Annotated in this window: 17 protein-coding genes; 6 read left to right on the top strand and 11 right to left on the bottom strand. The window is 50.7% G+C overall.

Annotated features, from left to right (window positions below):
* Window position 1: 1 nt before the first annotated feature.
* From EYB30_RS11305 to EYB30_RS11275, 7 genes are all read right to left on the bottom strand, one after another.
* Entirely contained in the window at window positions 2-1,096 is a 1,095-nt protein-coding gene (locus EYB30_RS11305; protein ID WP_166839014.1) for a GGDEF domain-containing protein, read from the bottom strand.
* Window positions 1,097-1,147: 51 nt separating this feature from the next.
* Window positions 1,148-2,065, bottom strand: a complete 918-nt coding sequence (locus EYB30_RS11300; RefSeq protein ID WP_166839013.1) for a histone deacetylase family protein — start codon at window positions 2,063-2,065, stop codon at window positions 1,148-1,150.
* Complete coding sequence (locus EYB30_RS11295; protein WP_166839012.1) at window positions 2,065-3,921, bottom strand: bifunctional acetyl-CoA hydrolase/transferase family protein/GNAT family N-acetyltransferase; 1,857 nt, start codon at window positions 3,919-3,921, stop codon at window positions 2,065-2,067. Before EYB30_RS11295 ends, EYB30_RS11300 begins: the two co-directional genes overlap by 1 nt.
* 93 nt (window positions 3,922-4,014) lie before the next feature.
* The gene (locus tag EYB30_RS11290) at window positions 4,015-4,713 is read right to left on the bottom strand and encodes an OmpW/AlkL family protein (RefSeq protein WP_166839011.1); all 699 of its coding nucleotides are present in this window, start codon (window positions 4,711-4,713) and stop codon (window positions 4,015-4,017) included.
* A 132-nt stretch (window positions 4,714-4,845) separates the two neighbouring features.
* A complete protein-coding gene (locus EYB30_RS11285) occupies window positions 4,846-6,243 on the bottom strand; it encodes a DUF3300 domain-containing protein (RefSeq protein ID WP_166839010.1) in 1,398 nt (465 codons plus the stop codon).
* 183 nt (window positions 6,244-6,426) lie between these two features.
* Window positions 6,427-8,133, bottom strand: a complete 1,707-nt coding sequence (gene olsF, locus EYB30_RS11280) for a bifunctional ornithine lipid synthase OlsF (RefSeq protein WP_166839009.1) — start codon at window positions 8,131-8,133, stop codon at window positions 6,427-6,429.
* A gap of 92 nt (window positions 8,134-8,225) precedes the next feature.
* Entirely contained in the window at window positions 8,226-9,038 is an 813-nt protein-coding gene (locus EYB30_RS11275) for a UDP-2,3-diacylglucosamine diphosphatase (protein WP_241698012.1), read from the bottom strand.
* A gap of 60 nt (window positions 9,039-9,098) precedes the next feature.
* Here EYB30_RS11275 and EYB30_RS11270 point away from each other — a divergent pair, with 60 nt between their 5' ends.
* Together EYB30_RS11270 and EYB30_RS11265 are read left to right on the top strand one after the other, a co-directional pair.
* Complete coding sequence (locus tag EYB30_RS11270) at window positions 9,099-10,019, top strand: 2-hydroxyacid dehydrogenase (RefSeq protein WP_166839008.1); 921 nt, start codon at window positions 9,099-9,101, stop codon at window positions 10,017-10,019.
* Between the two features lies 1 nt (window position 10,020).
* Window positions 10,021-10,614, top strand: coding sequence for a GNAT family N-acetyltransferase (locus EYB30_RS11265; RefSeq protein WP_166839007.1), 594 nt, complete (start codon window positions 10,021-10,023; stop codon window positions 10,612-10,614).
* Window positions 10,615-10,947: 333 nt separating this feature from the next.
* On the opposite strand, the gene smrA is transcribed toward EYB30_RS11265, so the two are convergent.
* Both smrA and EYB30_RS11255 read right to left on the bottom strand, forming a co-directional pair.
* Window positions 10,948-11,526 (bottom strand): DNA endonuclease SmrA, encoded by a 579-nt coding sequence (gene smrA, locus EYB30_RS11260; protein ID WP_166839006.1) that lies wholly within the window; start codon window positions 11,524-11,526, stop codon window positions 10,948-10,950.
* 70 nt (window positions 11,527-11,596) lie between these two features.
* On the bottom strand, window positions 11,597-11,878 hold the full coding sequence (locus EYB30_RS11255) for a hypothetical protein (protein ID WP_166839005.1): 282 nt from the start codon (window positions 11,876-11,878) through the stop codon (window positions 11,597-11,599).
* Between the two features lie 184 nt (window positions 11,879-12,062).
* Between EYB30_RS11255 and EYB30_RS11250 the strand changes: the two genes are divergently transcribed.
* Entirely contained in the window at window positions 12,063-12,467 is a 405-nt protein-coding gene (locus EYB30_RS11250) for a hypothetical protein (protein ID WP_166839004.1), read from the top strand.
* Between the two features lies 1 nt (window position 12,468).
* Here EYB30_RS11250 and EYB30_RS11245 read toward each other — a convergent pair whose 3' ends face one another.
* A complete protein-coding gene (locus EYB30_RS11245) occupies window positions 12,469-13,800 on the bottom strand; it encodes a M20/M25/M40 family metallo-hydrolase (RefSeq protein ID WP_166839003.1) in 1,332 nt (443 codons plus the stop codon).
* 128 nt (window positions 13,801-13,928) lie between these two features.
* Here EYB30_RS11245 and EYB30_RS11240 point away from each other — a divergent pair, with 128 nt between their 5' ends.
* Together EYB30_RS11240 and EYB30_RS11235 are read left to right on the top strand one after the other, a co-directional pair.
* Entirely contained in the window at window positions 13,929-14,300 is a 372-nt protein-coding gene (locus EYB30_RS11240) for a response regulator (RefSeq protein ID WP_166839002.1), read from the top strand.
* A 129-nt stretch (window positions 14,301-14,429) separates the two neighbouring features.
* Entirely contained in the window at window positions 14,430-14,726 is a 297-nt protein-coding gene (locus EYB30_RS11235) for an ArsR/SmtB family transcription factor (RefSeq protein ID WP_166839001.1), read from the top strand.
* Between the two features lie 53 nt (window positions 14,727-14,779).
* Here EYB30_RS11235 and rpsT read toward each other — a convergent pair whose 3' ends face one another.
* Window positions 14,780-15,049 (bottom strand): 30S ribosomal protein S20, encoded by a 270-nt coding sequence (rpsT, locus tag EYB30_RS11230; protein ID WP_027670768.1) that lies wholly within the window; start codon window positions 15,047-15,049, stop codon window positions 14,780-14,782.
* Window positions 15,050-15,224: 175 nt separating this feature from the next.
* Here rpsT and murJ point away from each other — a divergent pair, with 175 nt between their 5' ends.
* On the top strand, window positions 15,225-16,799 hold the full coding sequence (gene murJ, locus EYB30_RS11225) for a murein biosynthesis integral membrane protein MurJ (protein ID WP_166839000.1): 1,575 nt from the start codon (window positions 15,225-15,227) through the stop codon (window positions 16,797-16,799).
* Window positions 16,800-16,843 lie beyond the last annotated feature (44 nt).

Below are 16,843 nucleotides of genomic sequence, written 5' to 3'. Positions count from 1 at the left end.
GTTAAGTCAGTTGCTGTTGCCTGGCCTGATTACGGCCACGCTGTTTGGCGTCATACAGCAATGTATCAGCCTGCTGCATCAGCTCTCCGGTTGTCAGTGTTTTACCTGCATGACCAAGGGTGACCACGCCGATAGAGGCAGTTACCACACCAAAAGGCGACGCCTGATGTGGCAGCGCTAATGCTGCCAATTGCTGTGGTAATTGCAGCAGGGCAGTGGTGCAGTGAGCCGGATGCTGCTCAACCAGAATAAATTCTTCACCACCAAAACGCACCACCATTAACTCTGGATCCTTTGACAGCAGCTGGGCTATTTGCACCAACACCAAATCACCGTCCAGGTGGCCATAGTGATCGTTATAACGTTTAAAATAGTCGATATCGAGCAGGCCCAGGGACAACTGTTGGCCTGGTAGTAACTGAGCTAATTTTTGCTGCAGGCGTTGTTCAAAACTGCGCCGGTTTAGCAGGCCGGTCAGCTGATCTGTCTCGGCTTTTTGTTGCTCCAACCGTACGGCTTTGTATTGGCTGCGCAGCAGCATGTCGTACTGGCGCTGCCAGCTTAAACACAGTGAGATGGCAATAAACAAGTAAAACAGGCTCCAGCCGGTATCGGTGGCAGTGCAGTATTTAATAAAAGCCACACTGCTTAACAGCAGAGCCCACAGCAACAACTTTTGTTGCAAATGAAAAATAGGAATCGCCGCGATAGCAAAAGCAACTATCAGCGGGCCGCCTTCACCGAGCCGGCCAAAATAGTTAGCAGCGGCATAAAAAGTGACAGCCAGTAACAAGATAGCCAGGGCGCTGACGGCCAGCCAACCCTGTAACCAAGGTTCACCAATGAGATAGCGTGATAAACCAAGGTACAAAGCAACACTGAATGCTGCCAGATAACGGGCACTGTTACTGAGGCTAAACCAGTCATCACCCAGCAGGATATCGGTTAAGCTAAACACCAGCATCAGGATGATGCACACCAGCGCCAGGCGCACAGTACCCTGGCGGGCACTGTTAACCAGATGACAGCGAAACGCCGCTTCACTTGCGGGGTCAAGATAAGATAATGCCGGAAACAGCCGGTTTATCAATTGCATAAGGCTCAATCACTATGGAGAATGTCTTAAGCATAGCAGGTTAACGTGCTGTTACATCAAACCTTTTAAAAACGCGACGACACTGCGGCCCAGTGCGCTTAGCGCATAACCGCCTTCCAGCGTAGCGACAATACGGCCGCTGCAATGCTGATCGGCCAGTTGTTTAAGCCGCTGAGCTATCCAATGGTAATCATCTTCGGTTAGCAGAAACTGCGCCATATCATCTTCGCGGTGGCCATCAAAGCCGGCAGACACCAGAATCAACTGCGGCTTAAAGGCGTTAAGACGGGGTAGCCAGTGTTGCTCGATCTGCCCGCGCCACAGCGCCGGTTTACACAGTGCAGGCAGCGGCAGGTTTTCGATATTGTCAGCCTGTGCTACGTCACCGGTATTGGGGTAAAGCGGAAATTGAAATGATGAGCAAAACAGCACCCGCTCATCACCGGCAAAAATATCTTCGGTGCCATTGCCATGGTGTACATCAAAATCGACGATAGCGACCCGCTCCAGACCATGCTGCTCTAAGGCATGCAGGGCGGCGATGGCGATATTGTTAAAGATACAAAAACCCATGGCCTGATCGCGTGTGGCATGATGCCCTGGCGGGCGCACACTGCAAAAGGCTTGTTGATTGCTTTGTTGCAGCACTAAATCTACCGCATTAATGCCAGCGCCGGCGGCGTGCAAGGCGGCGTCCAGGCTATGCTGCATCATCTGGGTATCCGGGTCGAGCCAGATATGGCCATCAGTTGGTGCTTTGGCATAAATTTCATCGACATATAAATTGCTGTGCGCGCGATATACCTGGGCTTTACTGGCTGGCGTGGCATCGCGCTGCTGCACAATAAACTCCATGCCAGAGCGGATCAGCTGATCATTAATGGCACTTAAACGTGCCGGCTGCTCGGGATGGTCGTCACCGGCCAGGTGGCGGTAACAATTGGCGTGACTGAATAAGGTAATGGCCATTAGCTGCCCTCTGCTTTGCTGACCGTGCGGGGCAGGCGCAGCTGTAAATACACTTCAGTTGGATCATCGCCTGGCAGGCGGCCAAAACCGGCTTTTTGAAACACGCTTAGCATGGCTTTATTTTCGGCGCGGACAAAGGCCACCATATTTGTTAAACCACGTAATTCGGCGATGCTAATCATTTCCTGTAACAAGCGTTTCGCCATGCCTTTGCCCTGATATTTTTCCCGGGTAACAAAAGCGACTTCACAGCCTGTGCCATCGTGAAGAAGGTAGTAACGGCCTACCGCCTGAATTTGCACCGCTGAGCCTTTTTGCTTGACGATACACAGCGCCAGATCTTTTGACTGATCAACCCCGACCAGAGTACAGGATTTTTCCCGGCTCATTTGAGTGGGCACCGCACTGTAGCGCAGTTGCAGTGTTTCTTTGGTGTGGGAGTAAAAAAACTCCTGCAGCCGGCGCTCGTCGGACGGGTTTAGTGGCCTTAGATCAAACTCTTCGCCGTCGATATTCAGCTCTTTAAAGCCGACACTGCCCAGTTCCGGCACTTCGGTTGGCGTATGCAGCTGATAATGCGGCACCCAGAAATGCTGACGAATTTGCTCTAACAGCTGCTGGCGAAATTTCGGGTGCGCTACCCGGATAAGCTCCAGTGCACGCTCTCGGATACTTTTCCCACGCAACGACGCCACACCAAACTCGGTAACTACATAGTGCACATGGCCGCGTGAGGTTACGACGCCGGCGCCTTGTGTTAAATGCGCCACTATGCGTGACACAGTGCCGTTTTTTGCCGTGCTGGGCAGCGCAATAATCGGCTTGCCGCCATTGCTCATCGAGGCGCCGCGGCTAAAATCGACCTGGCCGCCAATGCCGCTGTAAAACAAATGGCCGATAGAGTCTGAGACGATCTGGCCGGTCAGGTCTACCTCTATCGCGCTGTTTATCGACACCATATTGTCGTTACGGGCAATATTGGCCGGTGAGTTAACGTACTCACTGGGATAAAAACCCATATGGGGGTTGCAGTGTACAAAGTCGTACAAGGCTTTACTGCCAACACAAAAGCTGGCCACCGTTTTACCCGGATGGAAGGTTTTTTTGCGATTGGTGACCACGCCTTTTTTAATCAACTCCATCATCGAGTCGGTGATCATTTCGCTGTGAATACCCAGATCTTTATGATTACCCAGATAGCGCAGCACCGCATCGCACATTTTACCGACACCAATTTGAATGGTGGCACCATCTTCGACCAGTAAAGACACATACTGGCCAACACGTTCGGTGACGGTATCCAGCTTTACCGCCGGCATTTGTGCCAGCGGCTGCTCAGCATAAAAATAAGCATTGATCTGATCTTTATGAATAAATGCCTGGCCATAGGTGATCGGCATCGACGGGTTAACCTGAGCAATCACCTTTTTAGCCGCTTTGGCGGCAGCAGAAACAATATCGACCGATACGCCCAGTGAGTGATAGCCGTGTTCATCGGCCGGGCTCACCATAATCAGCGCCGCGTCCAGCGGCAGTATGCCATCACTGAACAAAGACGGAATATCTGACATAAAGCAGGGCGTGTAGTCGGCCCGGCCTTCAGCGACTGCGCGACGTACCTGATCACCGCCAATAAACAAGGCGTTTACTTTAAACAGTTGCTGATGCTGTGGCTCGGCCCATTTGTTATCTGACAATGAGTACACCTGCACAATTTCAATATCGTGCAGCTGCCTGGCATTGGTAATAAGATCGTCTATCAGCCGCGTGGGGGTGGCAGCATGCGAGCCGATAAAAATTCGGTCACCGGATTTTAACAGTTGCTGCCAGTTCAGTGTGTCGGTACTTTTGCTCATAACCTGCCAGGCTCATGTTGTACTGTATGCAGTGTAAAACAAAAAGGCGACTCTAATGCAGTCGCCTTTAGTCTTAATTGATAAATTGCGGTTTTACAAAGTCCAGCGCAGGCCAATCATCGCAACATAAGGGTCGATATTCACGTCGACCGTTTGAATGGTGTTGCCGTTAACCTGCACGCGGCCGGTGGTGTCGATGTCCATTTTGCTTAGCATCAGGTGCAGGCCCAGGGTATCGGTCAGTTTCACATTGACACCGGCCTGCAATGCCAGACCAAAAGAGCTTTTCAGTTTTAAACCGACCACGTCGTTGGCGCCGGTAACGCTTAACGCATCCAGTGCGCCTTCAAGCTGCGCATCAACCTGCTCGTCAAAGAACACGGTGTAGTTCAGGCCAACACCGACGAAAGGGTCGAAGGTCTGGTTTTCTGGCATAAAGTGATACTGCGCCAACAATGTAGGCGGCAAATGTTTGGTTTTACCCACTTTTAAGCCATCAATGGCTGAGCCTTTTACTTTGATATCATGGCTGAATGGGGTGGCGGCAATCAGCTGTACCGACCAGTTAGGCGTATATTTATAATCAAAGGTTAAACCCAGCTGCGTATTAGTATTTACGCCCACCGAGGTTGAGCCAGCGGGTAAACCGGCCACCTGTTCAACTACATTCAGGTTAGAGCTGCTGTCATCCGGCGCTACGGTGATGGCGCCAATGTTAATAGCAAATTCAGCAGCAGCCGGGGCAGAGGCCAGTAAGGCCGCGATGGTGAGGGCGGATAAAGTTGTTTTCATGTTAATCTCCACAGATAAGGTCTGTGGTGATTGTCGGTGATTGAGAAAAGCTAATATTGGCCTGGATCAATAAAAAAACGGGGTACTTATTATAGTGACCCCGTTTTTTGTTTTATATCAACAAAGTGGTAGTTAGTCGATTTGTCGGCCACGGCCTTCCTGTCGTTGCACGACGACTTCACGCGTTGATTGCCGTACTTCACGTTGTATCGGACGCGGCGGCTGGCGTTGTTCGCGGTTGCTGTGCTGGCGCTGCTCCCGCACGACAGGTTGTGGGCGCGGCTGAACCTGGCGTTGCTGGGTTTGCGCCTGGTGCCGCTCTGGCCGCTGGGGTTGCTGGCGCATTAGCTCGCGCTGGCGCAGTTGTTCGGTATTGATTACCTGTGCCGGCCGGCGCTGTTCTGCCAGTTGCTGCTGCAGCTTGTGCTGCGGTTCAACACGCTCAGCTCTGCTGCCATTCAGCCGCTGCTCAGTATTGGCTTGACGTTGTTGGCGCAGCTGCTGATTATGCTGGCGTGGGCTGTTATCATCACGTTGCCAGTCGCGCTGCGACAACCGGATCTGCTCAGCGGTTTTACGCTGATATTGTGGTTTAGTTTCACGTACCGTTACCTTGCTATCAACCCGGGTGTGGCGTATCGGTTTACCCTGCGTTTCGCGTGTTGGCTGCTGATAACCGTAGCCGAGGTTGTAATCACGGTTTAACCGCTGATGCCGGTAATGTACGCCACGGCGGTGTTCAGTGTTGTGATGCCAGCGACGGGCATCAGTATAGTGCTTATGCCGTTTTGGATAATAGCGTGGTGGTTTGTGGTAATAATGATGGTGCACCACTACATGGCGCTGACGCCAGTCGAAAATACCAAAGTAAAACCAGGGCCGTACATTAACACTTACTCCCCAGTAAAACGGGCTGTTGCGGTAATATACGCCGGCAGTATGCCAATATACCGGTGGGTGTGCCGGCCACCACCAGTCGCCGTATACTACGCGGGTGTCGTACACCGGCACATAGACGATCTCTTTGCGTGCCGGCTCAATCACAATGATGTCGCGCTCACGCTCAACCACCACTTGTTTATTATTCTGCAGTGAGCCATGGGCATAGGCTTTTTGTCGCAGGGTTTGAATACTGGCCAGCACGTCAGTTTCGTTGGCCAAAAAGGCTTCACCCAGTTGCTGTGTCCAATCCAGATCGGTACTTAGCCGCGCCAGCAGCTGCGGGAAGGCAACCAGTGCTTTGACACTGGGATCCCAACCTTTATGTTCTACCGCCTGTACCGCCTCTTCACCGCTAAGACGCGGATTATCTTCCAGCCAGCGTGAGGCTTGTACCACTTCCAGCGGATAAGTTGCGGCAATTAATACATGGGTTAACACCGTGTCGGGGTACAATGCCACCGGCGCCAGCATTTGCTCCAGTTCGGCTTGTGACCAGTTATCGTCTTCAGCTTGTGCCCTAGCCGTTTGGCTTATCAGCAGCACGCAGACTGCCAGCGCGCGGCCTAGTTGCAGTATCAGCTTTTTCATCGTGCTATCCTCGGTTTCACCAGCAGGCAATCACTGCGCTGATGGCTTTTTATACACTGTATAGCTTATAGGGCGCTGCGGATGAATTGAAACTGAACTTTACCGAACCTTTACATTAGGCAAACCGGCAACTAAAGCTGCCGGTTGCTTCCCTATTGGCGGGGGATATTGGATTAAGTAGCCCTACGCCAGATAGCGGGCTTTTTTAGCAGCTTTAACCTGGTGAATATCGACCAGCACCAGGCCATCAACGCAGTTGGCGAAGTCGGGGTCGGTACCAAAAGCCAGAAACCTGACGCCGCCAGGCTCGCATAACTCGCTGTATTGTTTATACAGCGTAGGTACGCTCAGGCCCATATTGGCCAGCAAATGTTTTAACTGGGTAAAATCGGCCAGGTAGTCGGTGCCGCTAAAATGCTGCTGCAGCTCCGTTAACAGAGTTTGGGGTAGCGGATAAGGCTGTTTTGAAACGGCGCTGACGGACGCATCACTAAAATACAGGCTGTAAAAATACACCATCAGATCGCGTGCGGCTTGTGGGTAGCTGGCGGATAAACTGACGCCGCCAAACAAGTAACGGATGTGCGGATTGCGTTTTAAATAAGCACCAATGCCATACCACAAGTAGTCTAAACTGCGTTTGCCCCAGTAGCGTGGCTGCACAAAACTGCGGCCCAGTTCCAACCCGGCGTCGAGGTAAGTGTCCATACACTGCTCAAACTGAAACAGTGAAGCGGTATACAAGCCGCTTTTACCGTGCTCAGCCAGCACTTTACGGCTATTGGCAAAACGGTAGGCGCCAACGATCTCCAGGTCGTCTTTGTCCCACAGGATCAGTTGCTCATAGTGGTTATCAAAGCGGTCGATATCACGACGCAGGCCACTACCTTCGCCCACGGCGCGAAAGGCAAACTCGCGCAGCCGGCCAATTTCTCGCAGCACCGGTGAGCTTTGCTGGTGCTGGTACAGGTAGATTTGTTTGCCATCGCCGGTTTGCCCCAGCAACTCGCAGCTTTCGACGGCTTTTTTCAGCACGATGCGATCTTCCGGGTGGGCGATAGCGCTTTGGGTGATAAACAGTGGCGGCTTATCTTTCGCCAGCCGGTACAAATGCTTTTTAAACAGCTTAACCTTGGCGGGGGTTTCCAGTGCCAGGTTGGCAAAGGCATCAAAAGGGATTTGTTCGCCAATGCGTATTTCCAGCTTTTTACGCTGTTGCTTAAACATTTCCTGCACCAGCAACATGGTGGCTAACGGCTTGTACAGCATGGAGGCACCATAAAACAGCGCTGAGTTACGGCCATCAATAAACACCGGCAGTATCGGCGCCTTGGCATTGCCGGCAAAGCGCAGAAAGCCGCTGTGCCATTTACCATCGCGAATGCCGTCTGGCCGTAAGCGCGATACCTCACCGGAGGGGAACAGGATCAAAGCGCCTTCATCGACTAAATGCTGCTGAATATTATCCAGCGCGCGTCGTTCGGTGCCGCCGTTCATATTATTTACCGGTAGCAGCAGGTTATGCAGCGGTTTTAGGGCCATCAGCAGCTGATTGGCAACCACTTTAACATCGGGGCGGATATCGCTGACCAGTTTCAGTAAGGCTAAACCGTCGAGTGAGCCAATAGGATGATTGGCAATAATGACAATGCGCCCGGTAGCCGGGATGCGCTCAATTTCGTTATCGCGCACCGAGTAGCGAAAGTTAAAATGATCCAGCACCTGTTCAACAAACTCCAGCCCCTGTAAATGAGGGTAACGGCTGGCAAAGTTAATGAAATCCTGCTCGTGCAGTAAGCGGCGCAGTGCACCTTTTACCGGCTTATACAGCCAGGGCCTGTTGGTTAAGCCGGGAAGGTTTTGCGCAAGAACCTGGTCGACACTGATCATATTGAGCTCCGATAGCACTGTGATAGGCTGGCCTCAGGCTAATGCGCTTATATGACATTCAGGTGGCGTTTTTATGGCAGTTTGCTGAACTTTCAGGCGGCTTCTTTACCGCTGGCAACCAGCGGCAGGGCGGCAATTTTTTCGGCCTGTTCAGTGCAGTGATACAGTACCAGACTGCCATCATGTTGTTCTACCAGCGCGGTGCAGCTGTCTATCCAGTCGCCGTCATTGCAGTAAATAATACCTTGCTCAAGCCGGATCTCAGGGTGATGAATATGGCCACACACTACACCGTCAAAGCCACCGCGTTTGGCCTTGGCAACTACCGCATCGCGATAGCGGGCAATGGCTTTTTGCGCCCCCGGCACTTTGCTTTTAATGTAAGCCGCCAGGCTGAAATAATTACCACCGGTTAAACGGCGCAGGCGGTTGTACCAACGGTTTAAAAACAGTAATAAGTCGTACAGGGTATCGCCAAGCCAGGCATGCAGGCGGCCAAAGTTAACGTCCTTATCAAACTCATCACCATGTAGCAGCAACAGTTTTTTGCCCTGGGCGGTGGTGTGGCTGGCGCGCAGCGCAATGCGGATATTGCCGAAGCTTTTGCCGGCGTACAGCCGCAGCGCGTCGTCATGGTTGCCGGGAATATAAACAATTTCTGTACCTTGCTCGGCTTTATCCAGTAAGCAACGCACTATGGTGTTTTGGCCGGCTTTCCAGTGTACCTGCTTGCGCATGGCCCACAAGTCAACAATGTCGCCCAGCAGATAAATGGTATCGGCCTGGCTGTGCTGTAAAAAAGCCAGCAAATAGTCTGCCTGACAGTCTTTACAGCCTAAATGCACGTCGGATAAAAAAAGGGTGCGGCAGTTCAGCATCGTCGGTACCATATTAGCGTTAGGCATAGCCAGCTTGGCTGAGCGCTGTGTCAGTGTTGTGACGATTTATTGAAGCTTTGGTGACCTATGAGCCTTGCCCTGATCATTCCTGATCGAAAACTGGATGACTTACAACAGCGTCTTAGTCAGGCTTTACCTGACACCCGTGTTGAGATTTGGCCCGATATTACCGATCCTGCAGCAGTTGAGTTTGCGGTGGTGTGGAAACAGCCGCCCGGCAGTGTCGCTGCTTTACCCAATTTGAAAGCCATTCAGTGTTTCGGCGCGGGGGTAGATGCCATACTGGCGGATCCGACGCTGCCAGCGTTGCCGATAGCCCGCATTGTCGACCCGGCATTAACCCAGACGATGGTGCGTTATCTTGACGGCGTGCTGAGCTATTACCGGCTGCGGCTTGATCTGTTTAAGCAGCAGCAACAGCAGGCTGTCTGGCAACCGAAAAGCCCCCGCCGGATTGCGCATATTTGCGTGCTGGGCCTGGGGGAATTGGGGGCGGCAGCGGCAAACTATTTCGCTGCTTTGGGTTATCAGGTAAGCGGCTGGGCCAGAACGGCCAAACAACTGGCGGGGGTGCAGTGCTACAGTGGCGATGCGGGTTTAGCGCCAGCGGTGGCGCAGGCTGACGTGGTTATTTGCTTATTACCGTTAACGCCAGCGACAGATTCGCTGCTGGATGGCCCGTTTTTTAGCCGTTTAAAAGCCGGTGCTATTTTTATTAACGTTGCCCGCGGTGCTATTGTCGATGATGAGGCGTTACTCGCGGCATTGAACAACGGCCAGCTGCAGGGAGCGTGTTTGGATGTGTTTCGCCAGGAGCCATTGCCGGCGCAGCATCCGTTTTGGCAACAGCCGAATATACTCATTACGCCGCATGTATCAGCCGTGACCAATGTCAGCACTGTCGTGGCGCAAATTGCAGACAATTACCGCCGTAGCCAGACGGGTGAGGCTATGGCGAATCTGGTTAATCTAAACAAGGGCTATTAACATGACGACAAAGCAGGCTGAAACTGCAGTAACAACCTGGTTTTTAACTTTTAACGGTAAGGCGAAATCTGACATCAGCTGGCCCGAGGGTGTGCAACTGGTTGAGGCGGAAATTGCCTGCCCTGAGCTAAGCCAGTTTATGTTTCGAGCTGTCGGCGCGCGCTGGCGCTGGTTTAGTCGTTTAAGCTGGGACTATCAGCAGTGGCTGGCGTATCTAACCACACAGCAGGTACGTACCTGGCTGTTGTGGGTAAAGGGCACACCGGCTGGCTATATTGAACTGTTAAAACACCCGGATCAGAGTGTCGAAATTAAATTTTTTGGTTTATTACCCCAGTTTATTGGCCAGGGCCTGGGCCAGCGGTTGGCCGAGGCCGCAGTAATGTTGGCGGCGCAGTGGCAAGCCAGTAAAATATGGCTGCATACCTGCAGCGCTGATCACCCGTCAGCGCTGAAAAATTATCAACAAGCCGGTTTTGTTGTCACTGATATTCAGCACAGTGTTGAAACTTTACCTTCGCTGAATGACAGCCGCTTGCTGGCGCAGGATTTTGTCTATTCAGCGCTGGCGTATCATATTGAAAGTGCTGGTTAAATACACAGTTATTGTAACTTTGTTACAACTTAACTACACTCAGTGTCGGTTTAGGGAAACCTGAACCAAGTTGCTAAATACAATAATAAAATGCGTTACTGAGGTTAGTTATGAGTAAAGCGTCCAGTCGTGGTTTTGGCTTTACCGCAATCGCCGTTGTCGTATGTCTAATGGCGTTATCGGCATTCTTGACCAAAGCCGAAGCTGTCTGCCTGTTGTGTGGATAGCAGGAACCGAATACAGTCAAATGGATTGACTAACCCTTCAAGGGGTCAGCGTTGTTGAAATCTGATAACAGTTTCAACAACGCTGACCCCTTGAAATTTTCCGTTATTAGCGCTTGCTATGTAACTCGCGATTTTCCCGCTTTTGCTCTGCATTTTTCTGCAGCAACACATAGGTAGCAGAGTAACCGCCATGTTGTTTTTGCGCGGTATTACAAGCCAGTACTACCGGCATTTGTGGTAGCCACTTAAACACATAGCTGCGTAATATCGCCGGGTGTGGTTTGCTGTTGCGGCCCATGCCGTGGTGAATGAGTAAGGTGCGAATACCGCGTTTGTGGCAGTCTTCAATAAAAAAGAATAGCTCGCGCCGGGCGTCTGTCAGGCTTTTGCCGAGCAAATTTAAGGTGGCATCAAGCTGATATTTACCTAAACGCAGGTTGCGGTATACACCTTCCTGTACACCGTCTTTTTTGTAGCTAAAAGGCTCGTCCGGTTTTACCAGATCAACGTATTCCATGCTGAGGTAGTTGGCGTCATACTCCATTTCCTGTTCAGCGGCTTTACGTCTGGCTTGTTGGGCTAACGTAGGGCTGAACTCGCCGTGCGCTGGCATCACCTCGTCCTGTGACAGCGGTTTAACGCCAGACATCTCTTGCAGAAACAAGTCTAATTCATCGTTTTGCATACTGGGTACTCTTGTCATCCGGGCTGGCAATTATAGCCTGAGCGGCGAGGTGACAAAAGTAGTGGCAGGGTTATTCAGCTTGTACCGCAGTTGTTGCAGGGGTTATTGCATTATCGCTGTTAGCGGTTTTTCTGGCTTTGGCAAAGCGCATCAGGTAATAAGCATTAATTAATAATACTAATAAGTTTGAAATGACGCCCTGCGGAATGGCGATATGACTGTAGTAGACAAATAGCAAGCTACAGCCTATCAGGGTGGCCAGCCGTAACCAGAACACATCTTTAATGAAAAATGCACCAATACAGATTGTTAGACCAACCCAGCTGATAATGTCGAACACTATATTTTCCATGGTGCTTTCCTTAGTGCAGCTATGGTTGAAATTTGCGCGCATTATGCTGCTCGGAGCAGTGTTACTCAACTGAGTAATTTTGCTGTTTTCGCATTAGTTAAACTGATGGTATAGAGGCCGTTGGCAGGCGAAAGATAAAAGCTGTTCTACACTTAATAACAGCTGAACAGGGAAGGAGTAGCTTATGTTGCCTGCAAAATTATATGAAGTATTACCTTATACTTATGTCGCCGCTGGCAGCGCTATGATGTTAGCGTTTGATCAGTGGCTGGCGTTGCTGTCTGGTTTACTGATCGCCGGTGCCGGCGCGGTGATTTGGGTGCTGCGCTCTGATCATCGCCGTTCAGATATTAAAAACGCCAGACAAAAGTATGGCGGTGTCTTACCGTTCTGGTTATACGAAATGCTGCCTTTTACTTATGCGATGTCAGGGCTTTGCCTGTTTATGTTAAGCAGCAATATTTATCTGTACCCTTTTGCCATGCTGTTGCTGTTGATCGGCGTACAGCTATGGCTGTTACGCAGCAGTTATCGTAAACATCAGCGGCCTGCTGTGGCGAAGGTCAGGCCGCTGCGTTTACGTAATTAGTTTAACGGCGTAAATCTACCCGGCTGTTGGCTACGGCAGCGGTGGTAATAAGCCAGGCGGCCAGATTTTGCTGCATCGCTTCGGGATCAATTTTGTCCAGCGTATCATTAGGCGTGTGATGATAGTCAAAGTAGTCGGTACCATCTTGCTGCAGGCTAACTACCGGCACGCCCTGGGCTTTCAGAATGGACACATCAGGCCCACCAGAAGCGGTGTTGTCACCCATAGCGATGCCCAGATGAGCCAGTTTTTGCTGTAAGGTGTTACCAAAGGACAGCGCTTTGTCTCCAAAGCCGGTATCCAGACGCCAGATGCGGCCAGCGCCAAAATCCGATTCTGAGGCAAAGACATGGTTTTTTAAATTGGCGGCATGTTTAGCCGCATAGGCGCGGGCACCGACCAGGCCACCTTCTTCGTTACCAAATAGCACAACCCTTACAGTGCGTTCAGGCCGGCCCTGCTGTTTTAGCAAGGCGGCTGTTGCCATCACGATGCCGACACCGGCACCATCATCCAGCGCACCTGTGCCTTCGTCCCAGGAATCGAGGTGGGCACTGATTAGCACAATTTCATCCGGATACTTGCTGCCGGTAATTTCGGCAATAACGTTATGGCTAACTACTTCACCCGGCAATTTGTTTTGCATTTGCAGATGTAATGTCAGCTCTGGCTGACGCGCCAGCATTTTTTCCAGCTGCATAGCGTCGGGCACTGAAATAGCCGCCGCCGGAATGCGCTCAACGTCGTCGCTGTAGCGCATAATGCCGGTATGGGCGAAGCGGTTAATGCTGGTGCCGACTGAGCGGATAATAATCGCTTTAGCACCCAGTTTTGCCGCTTCAACTGCGCCTTGGGCGCGGGCACCGACGACCGAACCATAAAAACTGCCCAGCTTGTCTTTGCCCATACTTTTGTTAATAAACACAATTTTATCTTTCACTTGCGCCGGTTCAGCCTGCTTTAACTGCTCCAGGCTATCAAACGGCGCAACCTGGGCGCTAATGCCGTCAAAAGGCGTGGCAATGGAGCCACCCAGCGCTGTGACCACCAGGTTTTGCTGAAAAGGCGCGCTCACGGTCAAGCTGGCCTGACCGCGTTGCCAGTATTGCATTGAAAAGGGTTCAGTCCAGACTTTGTCATAGCCCAGTTGTTGAAATTTTTGCTCTGCCCAGGCTACGGCTCTGGCGTCAGCTTCGCTGCCAGCCAGGCGCTGGCCGACTTCCACCGTTAATGATTCTGTTAACTGATATGCCAGGTTGTTGTCCAGTTTCAGCTCGTTCGCCGCTAAATTCAGGCTGAGCGTCGCAGCCATTGTGGTTAACCATATTTTCATCTTTTCATTCTGTCCCGCTATTGTTAAAGTACCGAAGACTGTACCACCATTTAATGCAGTACCACAGGGTGGCTCGGTAAAATTGACACTTTGTCCGATGGAATGACTTTGGCAGCGAAGGATGCAATATGCCACCAGCACCGATTAGTGCACTGATTGTTGATGATGTCGCGGCGGTACGCCGCTATATCAGTCAGATTTTACAGCAGATGGGGATAACCTCAGTGCTCGAGGCGGCTGATGGCAACAGTGCTACGCAGTTGTTTCGCCAGCATCAGCCGCAGCTGGTGTTTCTTGATATTCAACTCCCCGATGTCAGTGGCCAGCTATTACTTAAACAGTTTAAACAGCAACAGCAGCATACCGTTATTTTTATGGTGTCGGCATTTTCCACTGTGGAAAATCTGAAACTGGCGATAGAAAATGGCGCTAAAGCTTTTGTCATGAAACCCTTCACCGCCCAGCGCATTAACAGCCTGGTTAAACCTTTACTGCATTAGCACCTGCTGCTATCGGCCACAGCAGCGCAAAGGATGTTCGTGATTATTTGTTAAATAAGAATGATTATATTGTCGCTTTCTGCTGAAATCGGTAATATTAAGCCAACCCGACAGCCAGAGTTAAATGTAATGAATTTATCGGATATGTTGAAAAACTCCGCCAAGGCGGTCAAGCTATTAAAGGCAGTGTCTAATGAGCGCAGGTTATTAATTCTTTGCCATTTGTTGGATGGTGAACTCTCGGTAGGTGAGCTAAACCAGAAACTGGAATTAAGTCAGTCTGCCTTATCACAACATTTGGCTTTGTTACGCCGGCATAAGTTGGTTAAAACCCGCAAGGCGGCGCAAACCGTGTTTTACAGTTTAAACAGCAAAGAAGCCGAAGCGCTGATAGCCTTATTGCATAAGTTGTATTGTGCAGACTGAACACTAAGCAACAAAAAAGCCGGCTGATGCCGGCTTTTTTGTTGAACTGTGTCTTAAGCTGCGCTTAATGCCTTAACATGGGCATTTAAACGTGCTTTATGACGTGCTGCTTTGTTCTTGTGGATCAGACCTTTAGAGGCCATACGATCAAGAACAGGCACCATTTTCTTGAATGCTTCAGTTGAAGCAGTTACGTCAGCAGTTAATACCGCTGCGTAGGTTTTCTTAATGAAAGTACGCATCATAGAACGTTGTGAAGCATTTTGCTGACGACGTTTTTCTGATTGAATTGCGCGCTTCTTAGCAGACTTAATGTTAGCCAAGGTAACACTCCTAAAAAACTAAACCGGACCCATCAAAGGCCGCATAATATGCCTATTTAATGGCCCGTTGTCAAATGCTTTAACGGCAAAGTCACAGATTTTAATCTGGCTGGCTACTGGTAATCTGTGCTGCTAACGGGGCAAAATAGTCGTTGAGTAAAAGAAGGAAGTTTAAGTGTCGGCAAAGTTATTAAAATCAGGCCTGATTGTCAGCTTTATGACACTCATCTCCCGTGTACTGGGTTTGGTACGCGATGTGGTGGTTGCTAATTTTGTTGGTGCCGGTGCAGCGGCCGACGTGTTCTTTTTTGCCAACCGTATTCCAAACTTTTTACGCCGTTTATTCGCCGAAGGCGCATTTTCGCAGGCTTTTGTGCCGGTGTTGGCAGAAGTAAAAGCCAAGCACGGGGATGATGCCGTGCGCGAATTGTTGGCCAAAGTTACTGGCAGCCTTGGCGTCGTGGTGACCTTAGTTACCCTGTTTGGCGTCATTGCCTCGCCGTTAGTCGCGCTGTTATTTGGCATGGGCTGGTTTGTTGAATGGCTAAATGATGGCCCCGAGGCGCATAAGTTTGAGTTGGCCAGCCTGATGCTGAAAATCACTTTTCCGTATCTTTGGTTTATTAGTTTAGTTGCGTTGTCTGGTGCCGTACTCAATACCTACAACCGTTTTGCCGTAGCCGCTTTTACGCCAGTGTTTTTAAATATCGCTATTATTGCCTGTGCGGTGTGGTTGGCGCCTACTTTGCACGAACCTGCGCTGGCGTTAGCCTGGGGCGTGTTTATTGGCGGGGTAGTGCAGTTGCTGTTTCAGTTACCCTTTTTAGCTAAAGCCGGCCTGCTGGTGTGGCCCCAATGGGGCTGGCGCGATGACAACGTGACAAAAATCCGCAAACTGATGTTGCCGGCACTGTTTGGTGTGTCGGTAAGTCAGATTAATTTGCTGCTCGACACCGTTATCGCCTCGTTTTTACTTACCGGCGCTGTTAGCTGGCTTTATTATTCGGACCGGTTGATTGAATTTCCGCTGGGGTTATTTGGCATTGCGATTGCGACTGTGATCCTGCCGAATTTATCGCGGCACCATGCCTGTGAAAATACTGAGCGCTTTAGCCAGACACTGGATTGGTCACTGCGCTTTGTTGCCCTGTTTGGTCTCCCGGCAATGGCTGGCCTGATAGTGCTATCACAGCCTATTATTGCGCTGCTGTTTATGCGCGGCGAGTTTAGCCAAAACGATGTATTAATGGTGTCGTACAGTTTGATTGCTTACAGCACAGGGTTACTCAGCTATATGCTAATTAAAGTGCTGGCGCCGGGCTTTTATGCCCGGCAGGACATTAAAACCCCGGTGCGTATCGGTATTATAGCCATGGTTGCCAATATGGGCTTTAATCTGATGCTGGCGCCATTTTTAAGTTATGTCGGTCTAGCGCTGGCTACTGCACTGTCGGCCAGTTTAAATGCCTTTTTACTGTATCGTGGTTTAAAACTGGCTGGCGTCTACCAACTGAGCAAAACCAGCATCGTCTTTTTAGGTAAGCTTGTTATTGCCAGCCTGCTAATGGCTTTGCTGTTGTATTGGCAAACGCCGCTGCTGGCCGACTGGGTGCAGCTTAGTGTTATGGCGCAAATAGCGCAGTTAAGCCTGTTATGTGGCCTGGCTGTGCTGGGGTATTTTGGCCTGTTGTGGTTAATGGGGGTGCGTCTGGCACATTTTAGCGCCAATTCTGTTGCTGAAAGCAATTGATTAAGCGGTTATAATGCGCGGTTTGTAGTCAAAGGTCAGATACG

The organism is Rheinheimera pleomorphica (assembly GCF_011634895.1).
Lineage (GTDB): Bacteria > Pseudomonadota > Gammaproteobacteria > Enterobacterales > Alteromonadaceae > Alishewanella > Alishewanella pleomorphica.
This window is presented reverse-complemented; position numbering and strand designations above follow the sequence as displayed.